The sequence below is a fragment of the Actinokineospora sp. genome (genome assembly GCF_052390155.1).
In the GTDB taxonomy this organism is placed as follows: domain Bacteria; phylum Actinomycetota; class Actinomycetes; order Mycobacteriales; family Pseudonocardiaceae; genus Actinokineospora.
This window is the reverse complement of the sequence record NZ_JBQTHF010000027.1, coordinates 28373-50613: the sequence shown is the minus strand read 5'-3', so window position 1 is coordinate 50613 and position 22241 is coordinate 28373. Positions and strand designations below refer to the sequence as shown.

Below are 22241 nucleotides of genomic sequence, written 5' to 3'. Positions count from 1 at the left end.
GTCCGGCGTTCGGGCACTGATCGCAACGGGTGAACTCAGCCGGTGAGCGTGGCCAGATCCTCCTGACCGGACACGGCGTCGTCGCCCGCCAGAAGTTGGGTGGCGGCGAGTTCGCGGTAGAGGTCGTCGGACCTGACGAGTTCCGAGTGGGTGCCCAGGGCGCGGACGCGGCCGTGTTCGAGCATGACGATCTGGTCCACGGCGGTCACTGTGGACAGTCGGTGGGCGATGAGGACGACCGTGCAGTACTCGGCCGCCTGGGTGATCGTGTCCCGCAGCGCCTGCTCGTTGCGGGCGTCGAGTTGGGCGGTGGCCTCGTCCAGCAGGAGAACCTCCGGTTTGCGCAGCAGCGCCCGGGCGATCACGAGCCGCTGACGTTCACCGCCGGACAGCGCCACGCCGCGGGTGCCGACCTCGGTGTCGAGGCCCGCGTCGAGGCGGTCGACCAGGGTGTCGAGGTAGGTGACGCGCAGCGCCTGCGCGATCTCGGCGTCGGTGGCTTCCGGCGCGGCGTAGCGCAGGTTGTCGCGGATCGTGCCCGCCATCACCGGGGTGTCCTGCTCGACGTAGGCGATGCGCCTGCGGACCTCGGCGCGGGTCAGCGTGGCGATGTCGACGCCGTCGATGCGAATCGTGCCCGCCGAGGGCTCGTAGAACTTCTGCAGCAGGGCGAACATCGTCGTCTTGCCCGCGCCGGAGAGGCCGACGAGCGCGGTCTGCGTGCCGCCGGGCACGGTGTAGGAGATGCCGCGCAGCGCCGGGGAACGACCGAAGTAGGAGAACTCGACGCCGTCGAACTCGATGGTCGGCGCGACCTTGCGGCCCGCGGGGGGCAGCAGCGTGGCGTCGACGTCGTCCTCGGTCCGCATGTCGGCGACCTCGGCGATCCGGCCGACCGCGCCGAGCCCCTGCTGGAGCTGGCTCAGCCCGGACACCAGCGAGGCGATCGGGTTCGCGAGGAAGAACACGTAGAGCAGGAACGCGATCAGCGCGGGCGCCGAGAGGTCGCCCGCGGCGACGAGCGCGCCACCGAAGCCGAGCACGACGAGAAACGCCGCCTGGATCGACATCCCGGACAGGATCTGCACCACCGCGCGGTACCGGGCGCCGACGAGCCCGGCCTCGTAGGCGTCCTCGACGGCGAGGTCGGCGAGCGCGGTCTCCCGGCCCTCCGCGCCGTTCGCCTTGACCGTGCGGGCGGCGCCGAGAGTCCGGTCGAGTGCCGCGCCGATCGCGCCGACCGACTCCTGCGCGCGGGCCACGGCCGCGCGGATTCGGGGCAGCACCAGGGTCATCACCACGGCGACGACCACCAGCACGGTGAGCGTCACGGCCAGAAGTCCGAAATGGACAGTTCCCATCAGCACGACCGCGCCGACGAAGGTGAGCGACCCGTTGGCCACCAGGATCAGGCCGTCGGTCGCGGCGTTCTGCAGCAGCGTGCTGTCCGCGGTGACCCGCGCGATGAGGTCACCGGGCGGTCGACGGTCCAATTCGGACACTCGGAGCCGGATCAGCCGGTCGATCAGGCCGCGGCGCACCTGCCGCACCACGCGCTCCGACGTGCGCTGCTGCAGCCACGACTGCATCCCGGTGAGCACGGCCCCGGCGACCACCAGCGCGCCGAGCAGCAGGATCGGCCCGAGCAGGCTCGCGTCCGAGCCGAGCGCCTCCAGCACGTCCTGCGCCACCAGCGGCTGCACCAGCCCGGACGCGCTGGCCGCGAGGGTCAGCACCAGGGTGAGCGCCAATACGGCCCGGTGCGGCCGGGCGTACCCGAGCAGCACGCGCAGCGTGCCGCTCCCGGCCTTGGCGGTGGGCGGACCTGCGGGTGAATCGGGTGTCATGTGTAGTCCAGACGCTGATCAGTCGGCCGATATTCCGATGTTCTCACGGACGGCGAGGTGGTCGAGGAGATCGGCGGCGGCGGTGACCCCCGCCGCGGCCCGGAAGGACCGGCCGACTGCCTCGGCGGCGGCCCGGAACCCCGCGGTGTCGTCCAGGACCGTGTCGATCGCGGCGGCGAGCTGGGTGGCGGTGACGCGGCCGAACCGGACCCGCACGCCCGCGCCCGCGGCGACGACCTGGCCCGCGATGATCGGCTGGTCGTCGCGGATGGGCGCGACCACCAGCGGAACGCCGTGCCACAGCGACTCGCACACGGTGTTGTGTCCGCCGTGGCACACCACCGCGGCGACGTGGCCGAGCAGGTCGAGCTGCGGGACGTGCGCGCGCACCAGGACGCCGTCCGGCACGTCGGTCAGGGTGTGGCCCGGGTCGAGCACGATGCCCTGGACCCGGTCCGCCGATGCGGCCAGCGCGGCGACCGCCTCGCGCAGGAACCGGGCGCCCGCGTCCATGTTGACGGTGCCGAGGGTGACCAGCACGGTCGGCCGCGCCGGGTCGAGCAGCTCCCACGGGAAGTCCGATGTGGACGGTCGGGACGAGATCACCGGCCCGACCAGGTGCACGCGGTCGTGCGCCGGCTCGGCGGCGCCGAACAGCTCGCGGGTGGTGAACGCGAGCACGCCGTGCGGGGAGAACCGCGGGTCCGCGGTGCCCGCCGGGTCACCGATCCGCGCCCGCAGCTCGCCGAGCCGGGTCCGCACCCAGTCGGCGACCTTCGGCAGCGTGGCGAGCGGGTCGACCAGTTCCGCCGACGTCGTCGCCGAGGTGACATGGGGGACGCCGTAGCGCTCGGCGACCAGCGCGCCCGCCACCGCCTGCTGGTCGGCGACGACGACGTCGGGCTCGAACGCCTCGATCGCCGCCGCCACCCCGGGCGCCATCAGGTCGGCAAGCGGAATCAGGAATTCCGCCCACAGGAACTGGAACGCCGCGGGCCCCTTGAGATCGGCGGTGCGCCGGAGGCCGCCCTCCGGGATCGGACACGGGAACACCACCGCGTCGGCGCCGGCGTGCTGGCGGATCTGCTCGGCGTAGCCCGCCCAGGCGACGTCGTGGCCGCGGCGGGCCAGTTCACCGGCCACCCCGACCGCGGGGTTGAGGTGTCCGACGAGTGGCGGGACCACGAACAGGAACCGGCTCACCCTCGGGTCCCGACCAACTCCGTGGCGGTGTGGTCGCGCAGCCAGGCCAGGATGATGTCGCGGGTCTCGTCGGTCCGCTCGACCAGCACCGAGTGGCCCTGGTCCGGCAGCACGACCGTCCGGCAGCGGTCCAGTTTGGACTCCAGGTCGGGCACCTGCGCGGCCAGACCGGACTCGTCGCCGAAGATCGCGAGCACCGGGCAGGTGATCTCGGCCAAGCTGTCGTCGATCACCCGGCTGTGCGCGACGTCCTCGGCCATGGTGGTCGTCTGCAGGATGCGGATCGCCCCCTTGGACAGCCGGGCGGTGTGCGCGCCGTGGTTCGCCGCGATCCAGCCGATCGCGTCGTCGTGGGCGAGTTTGGCCTTGGCGTCGGCGAGACCGACGGCCATGTGATGAGTCCAGGCCGCGACCGGCGGCTCGGCCTCGATCATCGTCACCGTCGCCGTGTGGTGCGGGAACCAGGCCGCGAGTCCACTCGCGACACTGCCGCCGAAGGAGTTGCCGATCACGTGCACCGGCTGCCCGAGGTCCAGCTCGTCGAGCAGCGCGGCGAGGTCGGCCACGAACCGTTCGAGCTGGTAGCCGGTGCGCGGCCGGTCGGTGCGACCGTGCCCGCGCAGGTCGTACATGATCACCTCGACACCCGCGGCGGCGAACGCGGGACCGAGGGTGAAGTAGTAGCTGGCCAGGCTGTCGGTGAGCAGCCCGTGCACGAACACCACGACCGGCGGCGGCCCGACCCGGTCCGGCACGGGCGCGGCGGGCAGCCGCTGCACGTGGGTCGTCAGGTCACCAGTGCGGATCTTGGTCATGGTCAGCCTCGTTCGGCTTCGCGCAGGGACGCCGACACGTGGTCGACCAGCCTGCCGACGGTCAGTTCGATGATCTCGTCCAGTTCCAGCTCCGCGATGAACATCGCGAAGTTGACCCGGTCGCCGTAGCGCTCGCGCAGCGTCCCGGACAGCCCGACGAGGTCGATGCTCTCCAGCTCCAGGTCGTCGTGGAAGGTGGTGTCCCTGGTGATGTCGACGTCGTCGAGGCCGTGTTCGTCGAGCAGGGCGCGCAGCATCGCGGTGATGTCGGCGAACACGTCCGCGCTGTCGGACTGCACGGGGGCGGTCAACTCGGTGCTCACAGATTCTCCTGTTCCTCGTTGGGGACGGCGGAACCGTCCTCGGCTGTCCACGCGACCACGTACTCCCGCACGGGAAGGCCGGGCGGGTTGGCGACCTGTCGGACCAGCACGTCCGACACCGTGCCGTCGACCCGCACGCGCAGCCGGTCGCCGTCCGCCGCGATCACCTGGTAGTCGGTCGGCCTGCCGCGCAGCCCGGTGCCCCTGGCCTTGGCGACGGCCTCCTTCGCGGCCCAGAACCTGGTGAACCACAAGGCTTCGGGGTCGTCGGTGGCGGCCACGAGGTCGCGCAGCAGGGCCTGTTCGGCCGGGCCGAGCGCCACGTCGAGGGTGCTCCGCGGCCGGTCGGTGATCTCCTCGATGTCGATGCCGCACACCCCGCGCCTGGCCAGCGCGACGCCGGCCTCGCCGCGGTGGGCGATCGAGACCGTCAGGTCACCGACCTCGCACCCGTGCTGACCGCCGACGTGCGGCTTGCCGTGTTCGTCGTTGTGCACCAGCAGTTCGGCCGGATAGACCTCGCCTGCGCCCTCTGTCCACAGCAGACCGCGCACGGCGTCCTTCGCCGCGATGCGGCCGAGCAGCCACTGGCGTTTCCCGTTGGGCCGCAGGCCCGCGTAGCGCACCCGCTCGGCGCTGCCCAGCATGTTGCGCATGATCAGCTCACGGGAGGCGAGGTCCGGCCAGCGCTCGTGCACCAGCGTCCAGCCCTCCGGCTGCCTGGTCGAGAGCGTGTTGCTGCCCGGAAACCGGTCCACCGCGCGGATTCCGGGGTCGGTGTCGAACCGGCGGTCGCTCCAGCCGGTGAACTCCGCCCACACCGTGCCGTCGCGGACGAGCTGCATGTCGGCGGTGAGCGTCGTGTCGGTGACGCCGGTGATCCTGATGAGACAGTCCACTCGCGAGCCCGCGGCGGGATGTGGCCCGTGAAAGGCGATCCGCGCCATGTGCACCGGGAACACCGTGGTGCGCTCGGGCAGCACCGCCATGATCCAGTACCCGAGGAGCTGGCCGACGTTGTCCAGCAGCGCGCCGGGCGCGGGCGGGGTGGTGAGCACGCCGCGGACGTGCCGGTCGCCGATCGCGGTCAGCTCGGTGACCCCTTGGAATCGGGGGCCGTGGAACATCCAGCGCTCGCCGTAGAGCTGGTGGGCGGCCAGTTCCGGGGTACGCTCGGTCGCCGGGTCGAACCGCCACGGCCGCGGCGGCGCGGCGTAGCCGGACGCCAGTTCGACCACCGCGCGCGAATACCCGACGAGCGCCACCTCGACCCGGTCCGGGCCCTGCGGTGTGATCGACACCGGCACGTCGACCGACGGGATAGCGGTGATCCACTTGGTGAGCCGGACGTCGTGCACCGCGACGGCGCGCCTGCCGGGGACGGCGCGTTCGGCGATGTCCATCAGGTGGCCGATCACCGTGGTGGCGGGCACGATCGGCCAGCGGTCCACGTCGTCGGGCCAGTCCGGGCGCTGCCGGAAGAAGCAGTGGTCGAGCAGGTACGGCATCTCCTCGACGGAGATCCGCAGCACATCGGGCCGCTCGACCGGCGGCGGCGGCCCGACCGGCCTCGACGGCGGGGCTGTCCGCCGCCCGGCGCCCGCGGTGATCAGCTCCGCCGCGACGCTCGCGGTGTCGTGCAGCAGCGCGGACAGCTCCGCGGCGACCGGGAACCGGGTGCCGACCTCGCCGAGCCGCGCCAGCACCGAGCCGTCGCCCGCGGGCACGAGCCCCCGGCCGGGACGCAACCCGGCGGCCAGGGTCGACCGGGTCGACGCGTCCAGTGAGACGAGCGCGCCGCCGAGATCCACGCGCACCCGTGAGTCCACAGTGGACCTCTTGGGCAGCAGCGGAGCCACGTCGGGTTCGAGACCCTCGGCCCACAGCGCGGTGACGACTCGGCGAAGCTGGGTGAGCCCGTCGCGCACGGTCGAGTGCGCCGAGACGACGAGGTGGTCCCGGCCGGTGAGCGTGTCGCCGATCAGCGAGCCGAGCTGACCGGCGCCGAGCTGCACGAACGCGCGGAACCCGGTCGCGTGCATGGCCTCGACCATCGGCCGGAACCGAACCGGTTCGAGCAGGTGCCGCACGAACAGGGTGCGCACCGCGGCGCTGTCGGCCGGGTACCGCGCGGCGAGCGTCGCCGACCAGACCGGCACGGTCTGCGGGTGCAGCGTGAAACCCTCGGCCGCGCGCCGAATCGGGTCGAGGTAGGGCGCGAGCATCGGGGTGTGGAAGCCGGACCGGAACGGCAGCACCTGCGCGATCACGCCCGCCGCGCGCATCCGCAGCACGATCTCCTCGACGGCCCCGTCCGGCCCGCAGATCATCGCCTGGTTGGGCGCGTTGTCGTGCGACAGCACCACATCCGTCTGCCCGGACAGCTCGTCGAGCACCTGGGCGGCCGGTGCGCCGAGCACGGCGAACACCGCTCCGGGCACCCGCAGCGCGTCCGGGTCGAACGTGGCGAGGAACGCGTCGAGGTCGCCCGCGGCGTGGATGCCGCCGCACGCCATCGCGGTCCACTCCCCCACGCTGTGCCCGGCGACCGCGTCCGGGACCACACCGAGCCTGCGCAACGCGGTGTCGAGGAGTCGGCCGAGTTGGAACACCGCGGTGCCGTGCCTGCCGATGTCGCCGACCTCGGCGCCATCGGGCGACCAGTCGAGCCCGAAGCGCTCGGCCAACGCGGCGACCTGGGGGTCGAACTCGGCTTCGAGGCCGGGGAAGACGAACGCGGTGCGGCCGCCGCCCGGGCCGAGCAGCGGGCGCGGCGCGAACCAGACGTCGTTGCGGCCGCGCCAAGCCTGGCCCCGGGCGACCGCTTTTCGTGCCAGGGTAAGGCGTCTGGCGGTGGGGTCGACGATGCCGAGCCTGGTCGCCCCGACCGCGGGCGCACGCTCGTCGAGTCCGGTGGCGAGCACGGCGGAATCCTCGGCGTCGAGCAGGACGGCGAGCGCGGTCGGGTCCGGCGCGGCGAGTCGCAGCACGCGTTCGGGTTCGCGCACAACGGTTCCGGCGACCAGCGACGTCGGCCCTTGTTCGAGCACCACGTGGGCGTTGATGCCGCCGAACCCGAAAGCGTTGACGCCCGCCCGGCGAACCGGCTGTGCGGCGGTCGTTTCCCAGGGGCGGGCGGTGGCCGTGGGCGCGAACCGGGTCAGCGCCAGCGCCGGATTCGGCTCGTCACAGTGCAGAGTGGGCGGCAGGACGCCGTGGTAGATCGCGAGGGCGGCCTTGACCAGACTGGCCACGCCCGCGGCGGGCATCGCGTGTCCGATCATGGATTTCACCGAGCCGATCACGGCCCGCTCGCCGGTCGCCTCGCCGAAAACCGTGGCCAGAGTGGACAGTTCGGCGGCGTCACCGGCCGGTGTCGCGGTGCCGTGGGCCTCCAGCAGTCCGATGGAGTCGGCGGCGGCCGGGTCGAGGCCCGCGGCGTCCCACGCCTGGCGCACGGCCCGCACCTGGCCGCCGGGGTCGGGGTTGAGCAGGCTCGCGGTGCGGCCGTCGCTGGCCACGCCGGTCCCGGTGACGACCGCGTACACCCGGTCGCCGTCGCGCTCGGCGTCGGCCAGCCGCTTGAGCACGACCGCGCCGGTGCCCTCGCCGATCAGCACGCCGTCGGCCCGGCGGTCGAACGGCCGGATCCGTTGGCTCGGCGACAAAGCGCCGAGCTGGCTGAAGACGCTCCACAGTGTCACGTCGTGGCAGTGGTGCACCCCGCCCGCGAGCATCACGTCGCACCGCCCGGAATCCAGCTCCCGCACGGCGTGGTCGACCGCGACGAGCGACGACGCGCACGCCGCGTCGAGGGTGTAGGCGGGGCCGCGCAGGTCGAGCCGGTTGGCCACGCGCGAGGCCGCCAGGTTCGGGACCAGCCCGATCGCCGACTCCGGCTGCTCGGGGCCGAGCTGGTCGGTGAACGCCCGGCGGACCTGGTCGAGCCGCTCGTCGTCCAGTTCGGGCAGCAGTTCGCCGAGGGTGCGCACGAGTTGCGTCGCGGTGCGCACCCGCTGGTCGAGCCGGACGAGCCCGGGCGTGAGGTACCCGCCCCGGCCGAGCACGATGCCGACCCGCTGCCGGTCGGCGGGCAGCACCCGGTCGCCGCCCGCGTCCTGGACCGCTTGCGCCGCGACGTGCAGCGCGATCAACTGGTCCGGCTCGGTGCCCGCCACCGAACTCGGCATGATGCCGAACCGGGTGACGTCCACTTCGGTCCGCTGGTCGACGAAACCGCCGCGCCTGCAATAGATCCGGTCGGCCCGCCGCTCGCCAGAGGGGGCGTAGTGCGCCTCGTCCCAGCGCCCCGACGGCACGTCGGTGATCGAGTCCACGCCGCCGACGATGTTGCGCCAGTAGGTCGGCAGATCCGGTGCGCCGGGCAGCAGCACCGCCATGCCGACGATCGCGACCGGGGTGGTCGTGGCCATCCCCGTCACCACCCTGACGCGGTGTAGACCACCGCGTGCACCGACCGCGGGCCCCAGGCCAGCTCGCGCAGCAGGCTCAGCACGCCCTCCTCGGGGTCGATCAGCGCGATGCCGCGCGCGGCATAGGAGCGCATCAGTTCCGGGGTCACCATGCCGTCGTTGGTGCCGGTGGGCGCCCACGGTCCCCAGTGCACAGTCAGTCCGCGACGGTCCACAGTGGACCAATCCTGCGCCAGCTCCTCCAGCGCGTCGTTGGCCGCGGCGTAGTCGACCTGCCCGCGGTTGCCCAGCGCGGCGGCGATGCTGCCGAACAGCACCGCGAACCGGGGGCCGTCGGGCAGCGCGTCGACCGTGTCCAGCAGCGTGCGCGCACCGTCCACTTTGGTCCGGTAGACCCGGCCGAAGGAGTCCGCGGACTTCTCGGCGATCAGCTTGTCCTCGATGACGCCCGCGGCGTAGACGATCCCGTCGAGCCTGCCGTGCTCGGTGTGGATCTCCTTGACCGTGGTGCGCACGGCTTCCTCGTCGAGCATGTCGACCGAGTGGTACCGCACGGCGCTGCCCAGGTCTCGCACCCGGGCCAGCGTTTCGCGCACCTCCCGCTCGGCGAGCACGGCAGTGGCCGCCCGCTCGATCGCGGCGGGCGAGGTCAGGCCCTGTGCGATGAACGCGGCCCGCAACTCGGCCCGGCCCGCGGCCGAAGCGGTGGCCGGGTCTTCGACAGCGGGGGGCACGGGCGTGCGGCCGAGCAACTCGATCCGGCAGCGGCTGCTCGCGGCGATGGCCAGCGCGAACCGGGCCGTGATCCCCCGGGCGCCGCCCGCCAGCAGCACGACCGAGTCGCGGTCGAGTCCGATGGCGGCCGCCTCGGCGACGCCGTCGCCCGCCGGACCCGCGCCCGTGCTGCCGAGCAGCCCGAGGTCGGTGATTTCCAGCCGCAGGCCGCGCCTGCCGCCGTCCGCCAGCACGACCGGCTCGGTGTCGCCCGCGGTGAGTTCGGCGAGCACCGCGTCGGCAACCGTTGCCGCGTCGGCGTTCGCGCCGACCTCGACCAGGGCCGCGACGGTGTCCGGGTACTCGCGCGCGACGGTCCGAAAGAACCCGCGCAGGCCGCTCGGCTGCCCGGTGCCGCGCCGATCGGCGGCGATCAGCCACTTCGGACTGTGCGCGAGCACGGCCTGGAACACCGGGAACGCGCCGGGGAGCACGGATTCCGTCGCGTCGAGCGCGTCCAGGAACACCACGCCGCTGCTCGGGCCGACCTCGGCGGGAACCTGGCCGCTCGGCACGAGAACGGGCACGGCACCAGCCGACCGCAGCCGCTCGGCGACGGTCTCGGCGGTGCCGCCACCGCCGAGGAGCAGCATGGTCACGCCGGTCAACGCGGTGCCGTCGGCCGACGCGGGCAGGTCGAACTCGGCGAACTCCAGCCGTTGCGGCGCGATGATGCTCGGTGGACTGCCGGTGTCCACTGCACCGGTTTCCACTGCTGCAACACTTTCGACGGACGAGGTGGGCGCCAGCCTGCCGACGATCAGGTCGGCTATCCCGGCAGCGGTCCGCGCCTTCGACAACTCCTCCACATCGGCGTCATCGACCGACGGCAAACCCAACCGCACCGCCAACTCACCCGCGATCTCCGCCCGCTTGATCGAATCCACACTCAGATCCGCTTCCAGATCCAACTCCGGCTCGATCATGTCCACCGGATACCCGGTCCGCTCCGCGATGATCCCCAACACCGCGGCCAACACTCCAGCCGGGTCCACTATGGACTTCGACGGGACGGGCGCGGGTTCGACCGCGGCGGGGAGCGCCGTCTGGACGTACCGCGGCGCGGCACCAATATGTCCATTGTAGACATGTGCGGTCGGCGCGGTCGCGGTCGCGCCGAGGTAGGAGAGCAGCACGTCGCGCTGCGCGGCGATCATCTCCCGGCTGGTGCGCAGGAACTCGGCGACGAGGGCGTCGGCGCCACCCGCGGCGTCGACAGGGTTCCCGTTGGACACAGTCAACTCCTGGATGCGGCGGGCGGGACGCAGGGCGGTGGCCGGGATGGTGCCGTCGGCGAGACGGACCAGGTGGCCGTCGACGGTCCAGCCGATGGGCTTGGCGGCGGCAGCGGTGGCCGGGTCCGCGGCGTCCCGGCCGCGGAAGAGCCAGCCGGTGCGCAGTTCGACGCCCGCGACGGCGAGGCGGGCCAGCGCGGCGAGGAAGCCGGGCAGGCCGGTCCGCCGGTCGCCCTCTAGCGCCACTGTCTGGTATGGACGGTCGCCGAGCACGTCGGACACCAGCCGGGTCAGCACCGTGCCGGGTCCCACCTCGACGAACGTCCGGGCACCCGCGGCGTACATCGCCTCGATCTGGTCGGCGAACCGCACGGGGGCGCCGACCTGGGCGGCGAGTTCGGTCCGCACCTCGTCGGGCCCGGTCGGATACGTGCCCGCCGTGCGGTTGGACCACACCGGCACCTCGGGAGCGCGCACGGCCAGTCCACCGAGCACGTCGGCGAAGGCGGCGGACGCGCCCGCGACCAACGGACTGTGGAACGCGCACGCCACGGGGATCGACTTGGCGCCGAATCCGGCGTCGCGCAGTTGGCGCACCGCGGCGGCCACCGCGTCGGTCGGCCCGGAGATCACGGTCTGCTTGGGCGAGTTGCGGTTCGCGGTGACCACGCATCCGTCCAATTCGGACAGTCGGAGCACCTCGTCGACCTGGTCGGCCCCGGTGTTGATCGCCGCCATCGCGCCCGCGTCGCCGTCGCGCACCTCGGCGAGGATCGCCTCGGCCCGCGCGCTGCTGGCCGTCAGCAAGGTGTCGGCGTCGAGCGCCCCGACCGCCGCCAGCGCCACGAGTTCGCCGTAGCTGTGCCCGGCGACCATGTCCGGCCGCACGCCCGCCTTGCCGAGCAGGTCGGCCGCGGCGAGTCCGACGATGCCGAGCGCGGGCTGGGCGACCGTGGTGTCGGTGATGCGGGCGAGCTGGTCCGCGCGGGATCGCTCGTCGAACGCGGCGGGCGGGTACAGCACGTCGGCCCAACGGGCGCCGAGCTGCAAGTAGTGCTGCAACTCGGGGAAGGTCACGAGCAGCTCGGCCAGCATCCCCGGACGCTGACTTCCCTGACCGGGGAACAGGAACGCGACCTCGCCGCCGTCGGGTTCCGTGCCGGGGGCGAAGATCCCGGCCGCCGGGTCGTGCGCGCCGTCGATCGCGCGGCGCAGCAGGCCGGGCAGCTCCGCGAGATCAGCGGCGACGACCGCGATCCGCACCGCCTCACCGCGGCCCGCGGCACCGTCGCTGCGCCGGGCCGCGCTGTGCGCGAAGTCGCGCAGCCGCCACCCTCCCCCGGCCTCGACCAGGTCCAGAAGGTGTTGCGCCGCACGGCTTGCCGCCGCCAGGTCCGCGCCGCGGAAGGTGAACAGCTCCACCGGCCACTCGTCGAGGGTGTGCTCCGGCGGCGCCTGGTCGTAGGCACGCAGCACGACGTGGAAGTTGGTGCCGCCGAAGCCGAACGCGCTGACCCCGGCGACGCGGCCCGCGGGCTCGGCGGCCCACGGTCGGGCAGCGGTGTGGAAGACGAACGGGCTGGTGGCGCGGTCCCAGGCCGAGTTCGGCCGCTCGATGTGCAGCGTCGGCGGCTTGACCCCGGTGTGCAGCGCCAGCACGGTCTTGATCAGCCCGGCGAGCCCCGCCGCGCACTTGGTGTGCCCGATCTGCGACTTCACCGAGCCGACCGTGCAGCTCTCCGGCGCCGCGCCCGCCTCGATGAAGACGTCGGTCAGCGTCTGCAACTCCGTGCGGTCGCCCACAACCGTGCCGGTGCCGTGCGCCTCGACCAGACCGACCTGCGCCGGGGACACGCCCGCGTTGCGGTAGGCCCGGGTGAGCGCGGCCCGCTGCCCCTCCGGCCGCGGCGCGGTGAGCCCGAGCGACCGCCCGTCGCTCGCGCTGCCGACGCCGTCGATGACCGCGTAGATCCGGTCGCCGTCGCGCTCGGCGTCGGCGAGTCGTTTGAGGGCAACGCAGGCGACGCCTTCACCGAGGGCGATGCCGTCGGCGGCGGTGTCGAACGTCGCGGACCGCCCGGTCGGCGAGAGCGCGTGCACCGAGGAGAACAGCAGGTAGTCGTTGATGCCGTTGTGCAGGTCCGCGCCGCCGCAGAGCACCAGGTCGCTGGTGCCGGTGACGAGTTCCTTGCACGCGACGTCGACCGCGGCCAGCGAGGACGCGCACGCCGCGTCGACGGTGTAGTTCGCGCCGCCGAGGTCGAGCCGGTTGGCGACCCGGCCCGCGATGACGTTGGCGAGCATGCCGGGGAACGAGTCCTCGGTCAGCTTCGGCAACTGCTCGTCCAGCGCGGCGGGCACCGCGCCGAGGTACGCGGGCAGCACGGTGCGCAGCGTCGTCGCGTTGGACAGGTCGCTGCCCGCCTCCGCGCCGAAGACGACCGACGTGCGGGAGCGGTCGGCATCGGGTCCGGCGTAGCCCGCGTCGGCCAGGGCGCGGCGCGCGGCCTCCAAAGCCAGCAACTGCACGGGTTCGATGCTCGCCAGCGAGGCGGGCGGGATGCCGTAGCGCAGCGGGTCGAACGGGATCTGGGGCAGGAACCCGCCCCAGCGCGACGCCGTGCGCTCGCCCGAACCGTCCGGCGCGTAATAGATCTCCGGGTCCCACCGGTCGGCGGGCACCTCGGTCACACTGTCCTTTCCTGACAGGATGTTGGCCCAGAAGGTACCGAGGTCGGGCGCGCCGGGGAACATGGCGGACATGCCGACCACGGCGATCCGCAGCGGCTCGGGGGCGGGCGCTTCCGCGACCCGGACGCCGAGTTCGGCACGCAGTTCGGCGGCCCGCGCGGTGAGCAGCCGCGCGGCGCCCGCGGTCACCGACTCGTGCAGGGCGCCGATGGTGGTGATCGCGTCGCGCAGCACCGCGACCTCGCCCGCCATGAACATGCCCTCGGTGAGCTGGCGGTCCTCGCCGACCGCCAGCAAGTCGTCGCCGACCCGCTCGATCCCCTTGCTCGCCAACCGCAGCCTGCCGACGTTGAGCTTCTCCAGCCGCTCCCAGACTTCCCGGTCGGGCACACCGTCGGCGCGGAAATCACCCTTGAGCTGGGCGAACTCCGCAGTGAATCCACTGTGGACACAGCGGGTGGCGTGCCCGGGCGCGGTCTCCAGCAGGTCGGTGCGTTCGGCGGCGACAACCTGCCGCTGGAACAGCGGGGTGATCGCGCCCGCGCGCACGGCCTCCTCGGTGAACAGGTACGCGGTGCCCATCAGCGAGCCGACCGCGACGCCGCGCGCGGTCAGCGGCGCGGCCATCGCGGCCACCATCGCCGACGAACGCTCGTCGTGCACGCCGCCGGCGAACAGCACGGTCAGCCCGGTCGCGTCGGCGGCACCCGCGAGGAACTCGGCCAGCACCGCGATCTGGGCCTCCCAGAGCGGAAAGCTGTTGCGGGGACCGACATGGCCGCCGCACTCGGAGCCCTCGAAGATGAACCGGCGCGCGCCCGCGGCGAGGAACTGGCGCAGCAGCCCGGGCGAGGGCACGTGCAGGAACGTGACGATGCCCGCCGCCTCCAGCGCCGCGGCCTGCGCGGGCCGCCCGCCCGCGATGATCGCGTGCGTCGGGCGGATCTCGGCGATCAGCTCCAACTGCGCGGCCTTGATCTCCTCGGCCGCGAAGCCGAGCACGCCCACGCCCCAGGACGCCGCGCCGAGGCTGTCCCTGGTGCGTTCGAGGACGGTCCTGGTCTGCTCGCGGCCGGACAGGGCGAGCGCGATGAAGGGCAGCGCACCCTCCGCGGCGACGGCGGCGGCGAACTCGGCCTGGTCGCTGACCCGGGTCATCGGCCCCTGCGCCAGCGGCAGCGCGGTGCCCAGCGCCCGCGCCGCGAGCGAGTCGGCCCCGAGCGCCGCGGTGGCGTCGTCGGTGCGGATCGCGGCCACCACGGCGGCCCGAATCCCTTGTACGGCGGCGCTTACCGTGCCCCAGCGGTCGGCGAACCAGCGGGCGAGGAAGCCGTCCTGGCCCACCGGGACGAACTGGGCGCGCAGGTCGGTGCCGCCGATCATGGCCAGGAACTCGGCCCGGTCCGCGGGCAGCGCGGGGACTCCGGGGCCGCGGCGCAGCAGGACGCGGTGGCCGTGGTGCACGACGCTCTCGGACCCGTCGAGGCCCGCGAGGGTCTCCGCGACCTCGACCGGCAGGTCAGCCTCGGCCAGCAGCGCGAGTTGCGTGTCCAGCACGACGCCCGCCGCCCCGCCCGCGACGGCCGCGGCGGCGGTGTGCGGGCCGATGCCGCCCGCGGCCCAGACCGGCACCGCGACGTCCGGGTCGGCGAGGAGTTGCTGCAGCAGGATGAACGTGCTCAGGTCGCCGACCCGGCCGCCGCACTCGGAGCCGCGCGCGATAAGGCCATGCGCGCCCGCGGCCACCGCCCGCACCGCCTCGGCGCGATCGGTGACCTCCACCAGCACGCGGCGTCCGTCGAACTCGGCGGCGGACCGGGCCGGGTCGGCGAGCAGGACCGCGCGCACCTGGTCGGGCAGGTCCGCGACCGCGCAGCCGGGACCGATTCGCACCCCGAACGGGCCGGTCGACCAGCGCACCGTCCGGGCGAGCGCGGCCTCGACGCCGCGGCGGTCGCCCGCGCCGAGGTCGAGTACGCCCAGCGCGCCCGCCCGGACCGCCGCCGCAGTCAGCCGTGGGGACGGGCGGTGCACGGGGTTCAGCGCGATGACCAGCTCCGCACCCGCGGGCCCAGCGGGCATGCCAAGTCCCGACACATGCATTTAACTCTCCCCGACTGACAACGAAACAAATGTGGGCGTCGAGTTCCCAGTTTGTCGACTACTGGTCCCAACTCGCGTCAGCCGACTCAAACAGAACGACACGGCACTGCCAACCCCTACCTGTGTCACCCCCTACCCGACAGATAGGGGGTGAACTGGTATGTGGCTTCTGGCCAGTGGTCCAAATCACGTCCAGCGGGCCGGATTCGACCGCCGATGAAACGTATTCGCAATACCCGTTTGGCTACCCCGACCCAGGTGGAGCCCCTGGCAGGGGGTCTGCGAAACTGTCCCGCGCGAGGCCGCGTCGCGGACCTACCGGTGTATTTTCGCGTACTTTTGATTTGCCATCGGCGAAACCCGGGGGTTCGTCGGCCGCCCTTTTCGGTGTCAAGAGTTCATTGGTGTGCACTCCACCACGACAAAGGCTAGTCGGGCCATACTTTAGTAGTGCCCGGCCGATCGGAAGTCGCGGCCCCGGCGTGGTGATCAGTTTCACGTTCACGTACCGAAATGCCCCCGTGATCGGCGCTCCAGGGGACGGCGACACGCCGCGCATCGCGGGCACGACCGCCGGTCAGATGCCGATCACGGTGACCAAGTCGTCCAGGCCCGCGAAGTCGGCCGCGTTGCGCGTGTAGAGCGGCAGATCCCGCGAGGAGGCCACGGCGGCGATCATCAGATCCATCCTGCGCGGCCGGGGATCGCGGTTGGCGGACACCGTCAACGCGACCAGGGTTCCGTAGCGGGCCGCGGCGGCGCGGTCGAACGGGAGGGGGTCGAACTCGACGATCGCGGCACCCAGCTTCTCCGTCCGCGCCGCGCGGATCGCGACGTCCTTGGCCATGGCCACCCCCTGGTACAGCTCCGCCATGCTCACGGCGGTGATCTCGGGGATCGCGGGCAGCATCGCCGGATCTATCAGGTCGAGATCGATGTAGGCGCACGTGTCGAGCACCCCGGACTCGTGCCGCTCAGCCACGCGCGCGCTCCCAGGGGTCGTCTTCGCCGACTCGGTCCGCGGTGCCGAAGAACTCGTCCGCCTCGGCTCGCATCGGCGCGTATTCGACCCGAGGGAGCCCGCGGTGCCGCTCCACCAACTCTTCGGCGGTGAGCCTGCGCCTGCGCGAGAGGGGGCGGAGTTCGGCGACTTCGACGCCGTTGCGGGTGACGTGGTAGACCTCGCCCGCCTCGACGGCGTCCATGACCGCCGCGGAGTTGTTGCGGAACTCCCGCTGCGTGATGATCTTCACAACCCATTGTAGCCCGCCGTAGCGCCATGCGCTACGGGCGAGTCCGGCGACCGGGAGCCCGCGCGGGCGGACTCCCGGTCGTCCGCGTCAGTTCCAGATGGCCGAGGCCCACTCCGGGTGGTCGATGAACGGGTTCCGGTTGCGCTGGTAGGAGTCGAAGATGACCTGGTTGCGGCGCCGCTCGAAGGTGTCCGGCGGGTCCTGGGCGTGCCACGCCAGCAGCACGGACCGCCTGCCGTGGAAGGGGTTGGTGCCGTTGTTGACGCTGTCGTTGAGCTCCAGGTCGGCGAACCCGTCGCCGCCTTCGTAGCGCACGGCCATGTAGAAGATCATCCGGGCGACGTCGCCCTTCACCGCGGCGCGCGGCTCCCACGAGTCGGCGTCGGTGAAGTTGCCCGGGGCCTCCCCGACCGGCGAGCCGCCGTTGTCGAAGTCCTTGTTGCCGCGCTCGGCGTTGACCGACACGTCGGTCGGGCGCAGGTGGTGGATGTCGGTGCCGGGCCCGGTCGCGGTGCCGAAGTCGCCGTGCGACTTGGCCCAGACGTGCTCGCGGTTCCAGTCGTTCGGGTCACCGCCGTTGCTGGTCTTGCTTTGCGAGCGGCCGGTGTAGAGCAGGATGACGTTGGCGGAGTTGTTCGGGTCCTGGTCGGTGACCTTGAGCGCCTCCCACACCTGCGCGTACGACAGCTTGGTGTTGGTCCTGATGATCTGGTGCAGGGCGGCCTCCAGCTGCGGGCCGGTCTTGCCGATGGCGTCGCGGTAGTAGTCGTCGCCCGGCGGCGGGGGTGGGGGCGGCGGCGGCGTGCTGCCCGCCGGGGCGAACGCGGTCGGCGCGGTGAGCCCGGCGTGCGAGAAGTACGCGCTGAGCTTGCCGGTGACGTCGAGCAGTTGCCCCATCCGGCTCGGGTTGGTGCGCAGGCCGTAGCCGGACCGGAACGCCGAGGGCACCTGGACGTAGATCATCCGGGTGGTGTTGGTCTCGGCGGCCGTGTCGGCGAGGGCGATGGCGTAGTCGGACGGGAAGTTCGACCGGACCACGGTGCTGGTGGCGGTCGGCTGGCCCACGACGTAGCCGCGCACGGTCGCCGACGCGCCGGTCTGCTGACCGATGGCCTGGGCGACGGTGAGCGGCGCGGCCGCCCCGGCGGGCACGTGGAGCGCGAAGACGACCGTTAACAGACTGATGAGCAGGGCTAATGGTTTCCAGCGACGGATCTGCACGGGCATGTCCTTCCCCGACGGCCGACGCCCTGGAGTGACGTCGACACAGCGTGACAAAAACTCACGATCGAGTGAAGAATGCCAGATGATCACGCACTGTGGAGTGAACGGCGTGGAGCGTTTTCCGGTCCGTCACATGGCCGCGCATGGCCAGACGGGGGTGCGCCGGAGTTCTCCGGCGGACGCGGCGAGCAGGGCGGGCGGTCCCGGGAACGAGAACGCGGCCCTGCCGTCGGGGGGGACAGGGCCGCGATGATGAATTCGCCGCAGCCCCGTCCAGCGTTACCGCCGATCCGCCGCCGGGCGGGTCGCCGCGCGTCGTCCGGCGGGTCGGGAGAGGATGACCCCGATCGTTTCGTCGAAGCAGCGAGGAGTGCAGCATGGCTTTGCAGAAGCCCGAGGTCGACCCGATCGAGGGTGCCCCGCCCACCGACCTGGTGGTCGAGGACATCACCGTCGGCGACGGCGAAGAGGCCACGCCGGGTCAGCAGGTGACGGTGCACTACGTCGGCGTCGCGCACTCCACCGGCGCGGAGTTCGACGCGTCGTGGAACCGCAACGACACGTTCAGCTTCCCCCTCGGCGGCGGCCGGGTCATCGCGGGGTGGGACCGGGGCGTCGCGGGCATGAAGGTCGGCGGCAGGCGCAAGCTCGTCATCCCGCCGCACCTGGGCTACGGCGACCGCGGCGCGGGCGGCGCCATCAAGCCGGGCGAGACGCTGATCTTCGTGGTGGACCTCGTCAGCGTGCGGTGACAGTCGGATCTGCCCCTCACCCGATCGGGTGAGGGGCAGATCCGGCCCGACCTACCAGGCCGCGCGCAGCCGCTCGACCAGCGCAAGCAGCGCGGCCGGGTCGTCGACGTGCGCGTTGTGCCCCAGTCCGGCCAGGATCACCGGGTCCGGCACGAGCGCGCGCAAGTGCTCTCCCTGGCTCATCGGGTCGGTCTCCCCCGCCGCCAGCGTCACCTCCGCGCGAGCCGCCGCGAGCAGGCCGGGCAAGTCCGGCCTGCCGACCGCGAACGCGCCGGGGTCGAGCGCGAGCCGCCAGCCGTCGCCGTCAGCGGCGATGAGCCGGGCGTCCGGTGAAGCCGTGGGCAGGCCTGCGACCCTGGCCGCGCGGTCCAGCGCCTCGGCGGCGGTGCCGAACACCCGCGCGGGCTTGGCGGCCAACGCCGCGGCCTTGGCCAGCTCGGCGGGCGCCCAGCTCACCTTGATTCCCACCCCGCACGCCGCCACCACCCGCACGCCGAACCAGCCACTGGCCAGCGTCAGGCCGACGACACCGCCGAGCGAGTGCCCGAGCACCGCCACCGGACCCGGCCCCACCGCGCGGGCCACTTCGGCGGCCAGCGCCCCGAAGGAGTACCCCGGCAGCGCGGACGAGCGGCCGTGGCCGGGCAGGTCCGGGATCACCCAGCCGCCGGGCCACGCGTCGGCCAGCAGGTCGCGCAGGCCCGACCAGACGTCACCGGTGGCGCCGAGGCCGTGCAGCAGCACGAGCGTGGGGCCAGGGGTGCCGCCGCGCTCGACGAAGAGTCCGTTGTCCACGGACCCGATCTTGCCGCACCAGGCTCCGGCGGGAGCAGAATGCCGCCATGGCCACCGACGCCGCACCGATCCTCGACCCCGACACCTACCTCGACGGCGTCCCGCACGACCTGCTGGCCGCGCTGCGCGCCGAGGCCGCGGTGCGCTGGGTCGAGGAGCCGGACGGGCCTGGCTTCTGGGCGGTGCTGCGGCACGCCGAGGTGCGCCGCGTGCTGCGTTCGCCCGAGGTGTTCTCCTCCCGGCTCGGCGCCACCCAGATCCGCGACCCGGCGACGCCCGCGGCGCTGGCGTTCGTGCGCGAGATGATGCTCAACCAGGACCCGCCCGACCACGCGCGGCTGCGCGGGCTGCTGACCAAGGCGTTCACCCCGCGTGCGGTGGCCAGACTGGCCGACCGGATCACCGGCTGGGCGCGCGAGCTGGTGCGCGCGGGCGCCGAGCGCGGCCAGGTCGACTTCGCCAAGGACGTGGCGGCCGACCTGCCGCTGCTGACCCTGGCCGAGGTGTTCGGCGTCCCCGCGGCCGACCGGTGGCTGATGTTCGACTGGAGCAACCGGGTGATCGGCTTCCAGGACGCCGAGTACGCGGTGAGCCAGGCCGCGGGCGCGGGCGTCACCGACCTGGCGCGCCGCGCGCTGGCCCTGCGCCCCTGCCCCGGGCCTGACGGCCGGATGCCCGACCCGCGCACCCGCGAGGGCATGCCCGACCTCTACGCCTATGCCCGCGACCTCGGCGAGGTCAAGCGGGCCACCCCCGGCGACGACGTGATGAGCGTGCTCATGTCGCATGTGGACGGTGCGGGCGGGCGGGTGTCGATCGCCGAGTTCGAGAACCTGTTCTGGCTGTTTTCCGTGGCGGGCAACGAGACCCTGCGCAACGGCATCCCCGGCGGGATGGCCGCGCTGATGTCGCATGTGGACGCTTACCGGGCGCTGCGGGCCGATCGGGCGCTGCTGCCTGGTGCGGTCGAGGAGATGCTGCGCTGGTGGACCCCGGTGATGCACTTCCGTCGAACGGCCACTGTGGACACCGAACTGGCGGGCACCAGGATTCGCGCGGGCGACAAGGTCGTGGTGTGGTTCGCGTCGGCGAACCGCGACGAGCGGGTCTTCGCCGACCCGGACGCGTTCGACGTCACCCGCGTCCCCGGCGAGCACCTGACCTTCGGTCACGGCCCGCACTTCTGCCTTGGCGCGCACCTCGCCCGAGTGCAGCTCCGCGCGATCTTCGACGCGGTGCTCGACCTGCCCGGACTGGTCGAGCCCGCGGGTGCGCCGGTGCGGCTGCGGTCGAACTTCCAGAACGGGCTCAAGAGCCTGCCCGTCCGCATGGGCGGACAAGCCGGTTGACAGTCCGATGTGGACTGCCAACCGGCCGGCCAGTGGCTCAGCAGCCGCCGCAGTTGTAGTAGGTGACGTCCCAGTGGTTGCTCTCCAGGAAGTAGATGTTCCCGGAGCCCGAGCGCCACTTGTTGCCGCCGATGTAGGTGAAGGTGTTGCGGATGTAGCTGCCCAGGCACGAGTACAGGCTGTAGTCGAGCTTGTAGCCGTTCCAATGGCTGTAGGTGCCGCTCGCGTGCCCGACCTCGGTCCCGCCGGTGATGTTCATCGCACAGCCGCTGGCCCGCTTGAGCGTCTCCGCACCCTGCACAGACGTCAGGTTGATCTGCTCGAAGGACGTGCAGGTGGAGTTGTAGCGGTTGCTGCAGTTGCCGCTGGAGGACCAGGTGATCCCGGCCGCGCGGAACCGCGCCGTCGCCTGGGAGTGGGTGAGCTTGGTGACCATGACCGAGATCGGCGTGTCACCGGAGGGGGTCATGACGGGGTCCTTCTCCACCACCGCGGGGGCGGCAGCGGCCATGCCCGCGGTGAGGATGGCGCAGGTGACGGCCGCCGTGGCGACCGTGGCTAAGCGGATGAGTGCGGTTCGCATCAGGGAGATCCCTTCCGATGGGCAGCCCTCGCGGACCCGGGGGCTCCGGGCCTCGTGGGACATGCGGCAACGACGGGAACGCGGACCGCGCCGGACCCCCGGACGTACATCGGCAGGGTGGGTAGCCCGGCGAGTCGGTTCCAGCGAGTAGCGTAATAGTTACTGTCACGATCGCCCAGGGGTTGTACGGATATTTTCCAACTGCAACCGCCGGGATCACCACCGGTTGGACCGTTCGGCCGCACCCGTCCGCGGGTTCGGACGGCGTGCGTCGGGTCGGAAATTGCCGAAAGTGCGCCGGAATGCGGGCTCGTCTCGATCTGATCTCGGTTATGCCCTACAGTCGATGACGGTTTCCCGCTGCCCATTCGGCGCGGAAAGACAAAGGAGCTGTCCGACATGTTCCGAAAGACCTGCGCGCTCGTGCTCGCCATCACGGCCACCGCCGCGGTGACCCCCAGCGCCTCGGCCAGATTGGCCACGTCCTACCTCATGCTCACCGTCGCCGGGGAGAACCAGCCCGCGCGGATGGGCACCCTGCGCTGCGACCCGGACGGCGGCACACATCCGCAGGCCGAGTCGGCGTGCGGCGAACTTTTCCTGGTCAGCGGGGATTTCGCGGCGCTGGCCGTCGACCCGGAGCAGGCGTGCACCCTGCAGTACGACCCGGTCGCGGTCACCGCGCGCGGTCGCTGGGAGGGCCGGTTCGTGGACTACCGCGAGAGCTTCGGCAACGCCTGCGAACTGGCCGTCCTGACCGGGTCGGTATTCGCGCTCTGAATTCTCCTGCGGGTCAATTCACCACAAAGTGTGTCACCAATTCGGGTGATGACCGGAATTCGCGTAACCGCCAAGGCGCCT

At 72.5% G+C, this 22241-nt stretch carries 14 protein-coding genes; 3 read left to right on the top strand and 11 right to left on the bottom strand.

The genetic code is table 11. From position 1 onward, the window contains the following. Window positions 1–35 precede the first annotated feature (35 nt). The 9 genes from ACT4N7_RS09940 to ACT4N7_RS09900 all read right to left on the bottom strand — a co-directional run bounded on the left by ACT4N7_RS09940 (window position 36) and on the right by ACT4N7_RS09900 (window position 17904). Window positions 36–1847, bottom strand: coding sequence for an ABC transporter ATP-binding protein (locus ACT4N7_RS09940; protein ID WP_444828344.1), 1812 nt, complete (start codon window positions 1845–1847; stop codon window positions 36–38). A gap of 18 nt (window positions 1848–1865) precedes the next feature. Further along, entirely contained in the window at window positions 1866–3050 is a 1185-nt protein-coding gene (locus tag ACT4N7_RS09935; RefSeq protein ID WP_444828343.1) for a nucleotide disphospho-sugar-binding domain-containing protein, read from the bottom strand. Next, window positions 3047–3865, bottom strand: coding sequence for an alpha/beta fold hydrolase (locus ACT4N7_RS09930; protein ID WP_444828342.1), 819 nt, complete (start codon window positions 3863–3865; stop codon window positions 3047–3049). Before ACT4N7_RS09930 ends, ACT4N7_RS09935 begins: the two co-directional genes overlap by 4 nt. Before the next feature lie 2 nt (window positions 3866–3867). Beyond that, window positions 3868–4188 carry an acyl carrier protein gene (locus ACT4N7_RS09925; RefSeq protein WP_444828341.1) on the bottom strand — a complete coding sequence of 107 codons (321 nt, stop codon included), beginning with the start codon at window positions 4186–4188 and terminating at the stop codon, window positions 3868–3870. Beyond that, entirely contained in the window at window positions 4185–8621 is a 4437-nt protein-coding gene (locus ACT4N7_RS09920; RefSeq protein ID WP_444828340.1) for a beta-ketoacyl synthase N-terminal-like domain-containing protein, read from the bottom strand. Before ACT4N7_RS09920 ends, ACT4N7_RS09925 begins: the two co-directional genes overlap by 4 nt. Window positions 8622–8626: 5 nt before the next feature. Next, the gene (locus ACT4N7_RS09915) at window positions 8627–15403 is read right to left on the bottom strand and encodes an SDR family NAD(P)-dependent oxidoreductase (RefSeq protein ID WP_444828339.1); all 6777 of its coding nucleotides are present in this window, start codon (window positions 15401–15403) and stop codon (window positions 8627–8629) included. A 598-nt stretch (window positions 15404–16001) separates the two neighbouring features. Further along, window positions 16002–16406, bottom strand: coding sequence for a type II toxin-antitoxin system VapC family toxin (locus ACT4N7_RS09910; RefSeq protein WP_444828338.1), 405 nt, complete (start codon window positions 16404–16406; stop codon window positions 16002–16004). Further along, a complete protein-coding gene (locus ACT4N7_RS09905; protein ID WP_444828337.1) occupies window positions 16399–16677 on the bottom strand; it encodes a type II toxin-antitoxin system Phd/YefM family antitoxin in 279 nt (92 codons plus the stop codon). Before ACT4N7_RS09905 ends, ACT4N7_RS09910 begins: the two co-directional genes overlap by 8 nt. An 87-nt stretch (window positions 16678–16764) precedes the next feature. Then, on the bottom strand, window positions 16765–17904 hold the full coding sequence (locus ACT4N7_RS09900) for an endonuclease (protein ID WP_444828336.1): 1140 nt from the start codon (window positions 17902–17904) through the stop codon (window positions 16765–16767). A 374-nt stretch (window positions 17905–18278) separates the two neighbouring features. On the opposite strand from ACT4N7_RS09900, the gene ACT4N7_RS09895 reads away from it, so the two are divergent. Then, on the top strand, window positions 18279–18653 hold the full coding sequence (locus ACT4N7_RS09895) for an FKBP-type peptidyl-prolyl cis-trans isomerase (RefSeq protein ID WP_444828335.1): 375 nt from the start codon (window positions 18279–18281) through the stop codon (window positions 18651–18653). Window positions 18654–18704: 51 nt separating this feature from the next. Here ACT4N7_RS09895 and ACT4N7_RS09890 read toward each other — a convergent pair whose 3' ends face one another. Then, on the bottom strand, window positions 18705–19448 hold the full coding sequence (locus ACT4N7_RS09890; protein WP_444828334.1) for an alpha/beta fold hydrolase: 744 nt from the start codon (window positions 19446–19448) through the stop codon (window positions 18705–18707). A 47-nt stretch (window positions 19449–19495) separates the two neighbouring features. On the opposite strand from ACT4N7_RS09890, the gene ACT4N7_RS09885 reads away from it, so the two are divergent. Beyond that, complete coding sequence (locus ACT4N7_RS09885) at window positions 19496–20797, top strand: cytochrome P450 (protein ID WP_444828333.1); 1302 nt, start codon at window positions 19496–19498, stop codon at window positions 20795–20797. 37 nt (window positions 20798–20834) lie between these two features. On the opposite strand, the gene ACT4N7_RS09880 is transcribed toward ACT4N7_RS09885, so the two are convergent. Continuing rightward, entirely contained in the window at window positions 20835–21380 is a 546-nt protein-coding gene (locus tag ACT4N7_RS09880) for a hypothetical protein (protein WP_444828332.1), read from the bottom strand. Between the two features lie 399 nt (window positions 21381–21779). On the opposite strand from ACT4N7_RS09880, the gene ACT4N7_RS09875 reads away from it, so the two are divergent. Further along, window positions 21780–22160, top strand: a complete 381-nt coding sequence (locus ACT4N7_RS09875) for an SSI family serine proteinase inhibitor (protein ID WP_444828331.1) — start codon at window positions 21780–21782, stop codon at window positions 22158–22160. Window positions 22161–22241: the final 81 nt, after the last annotated feature.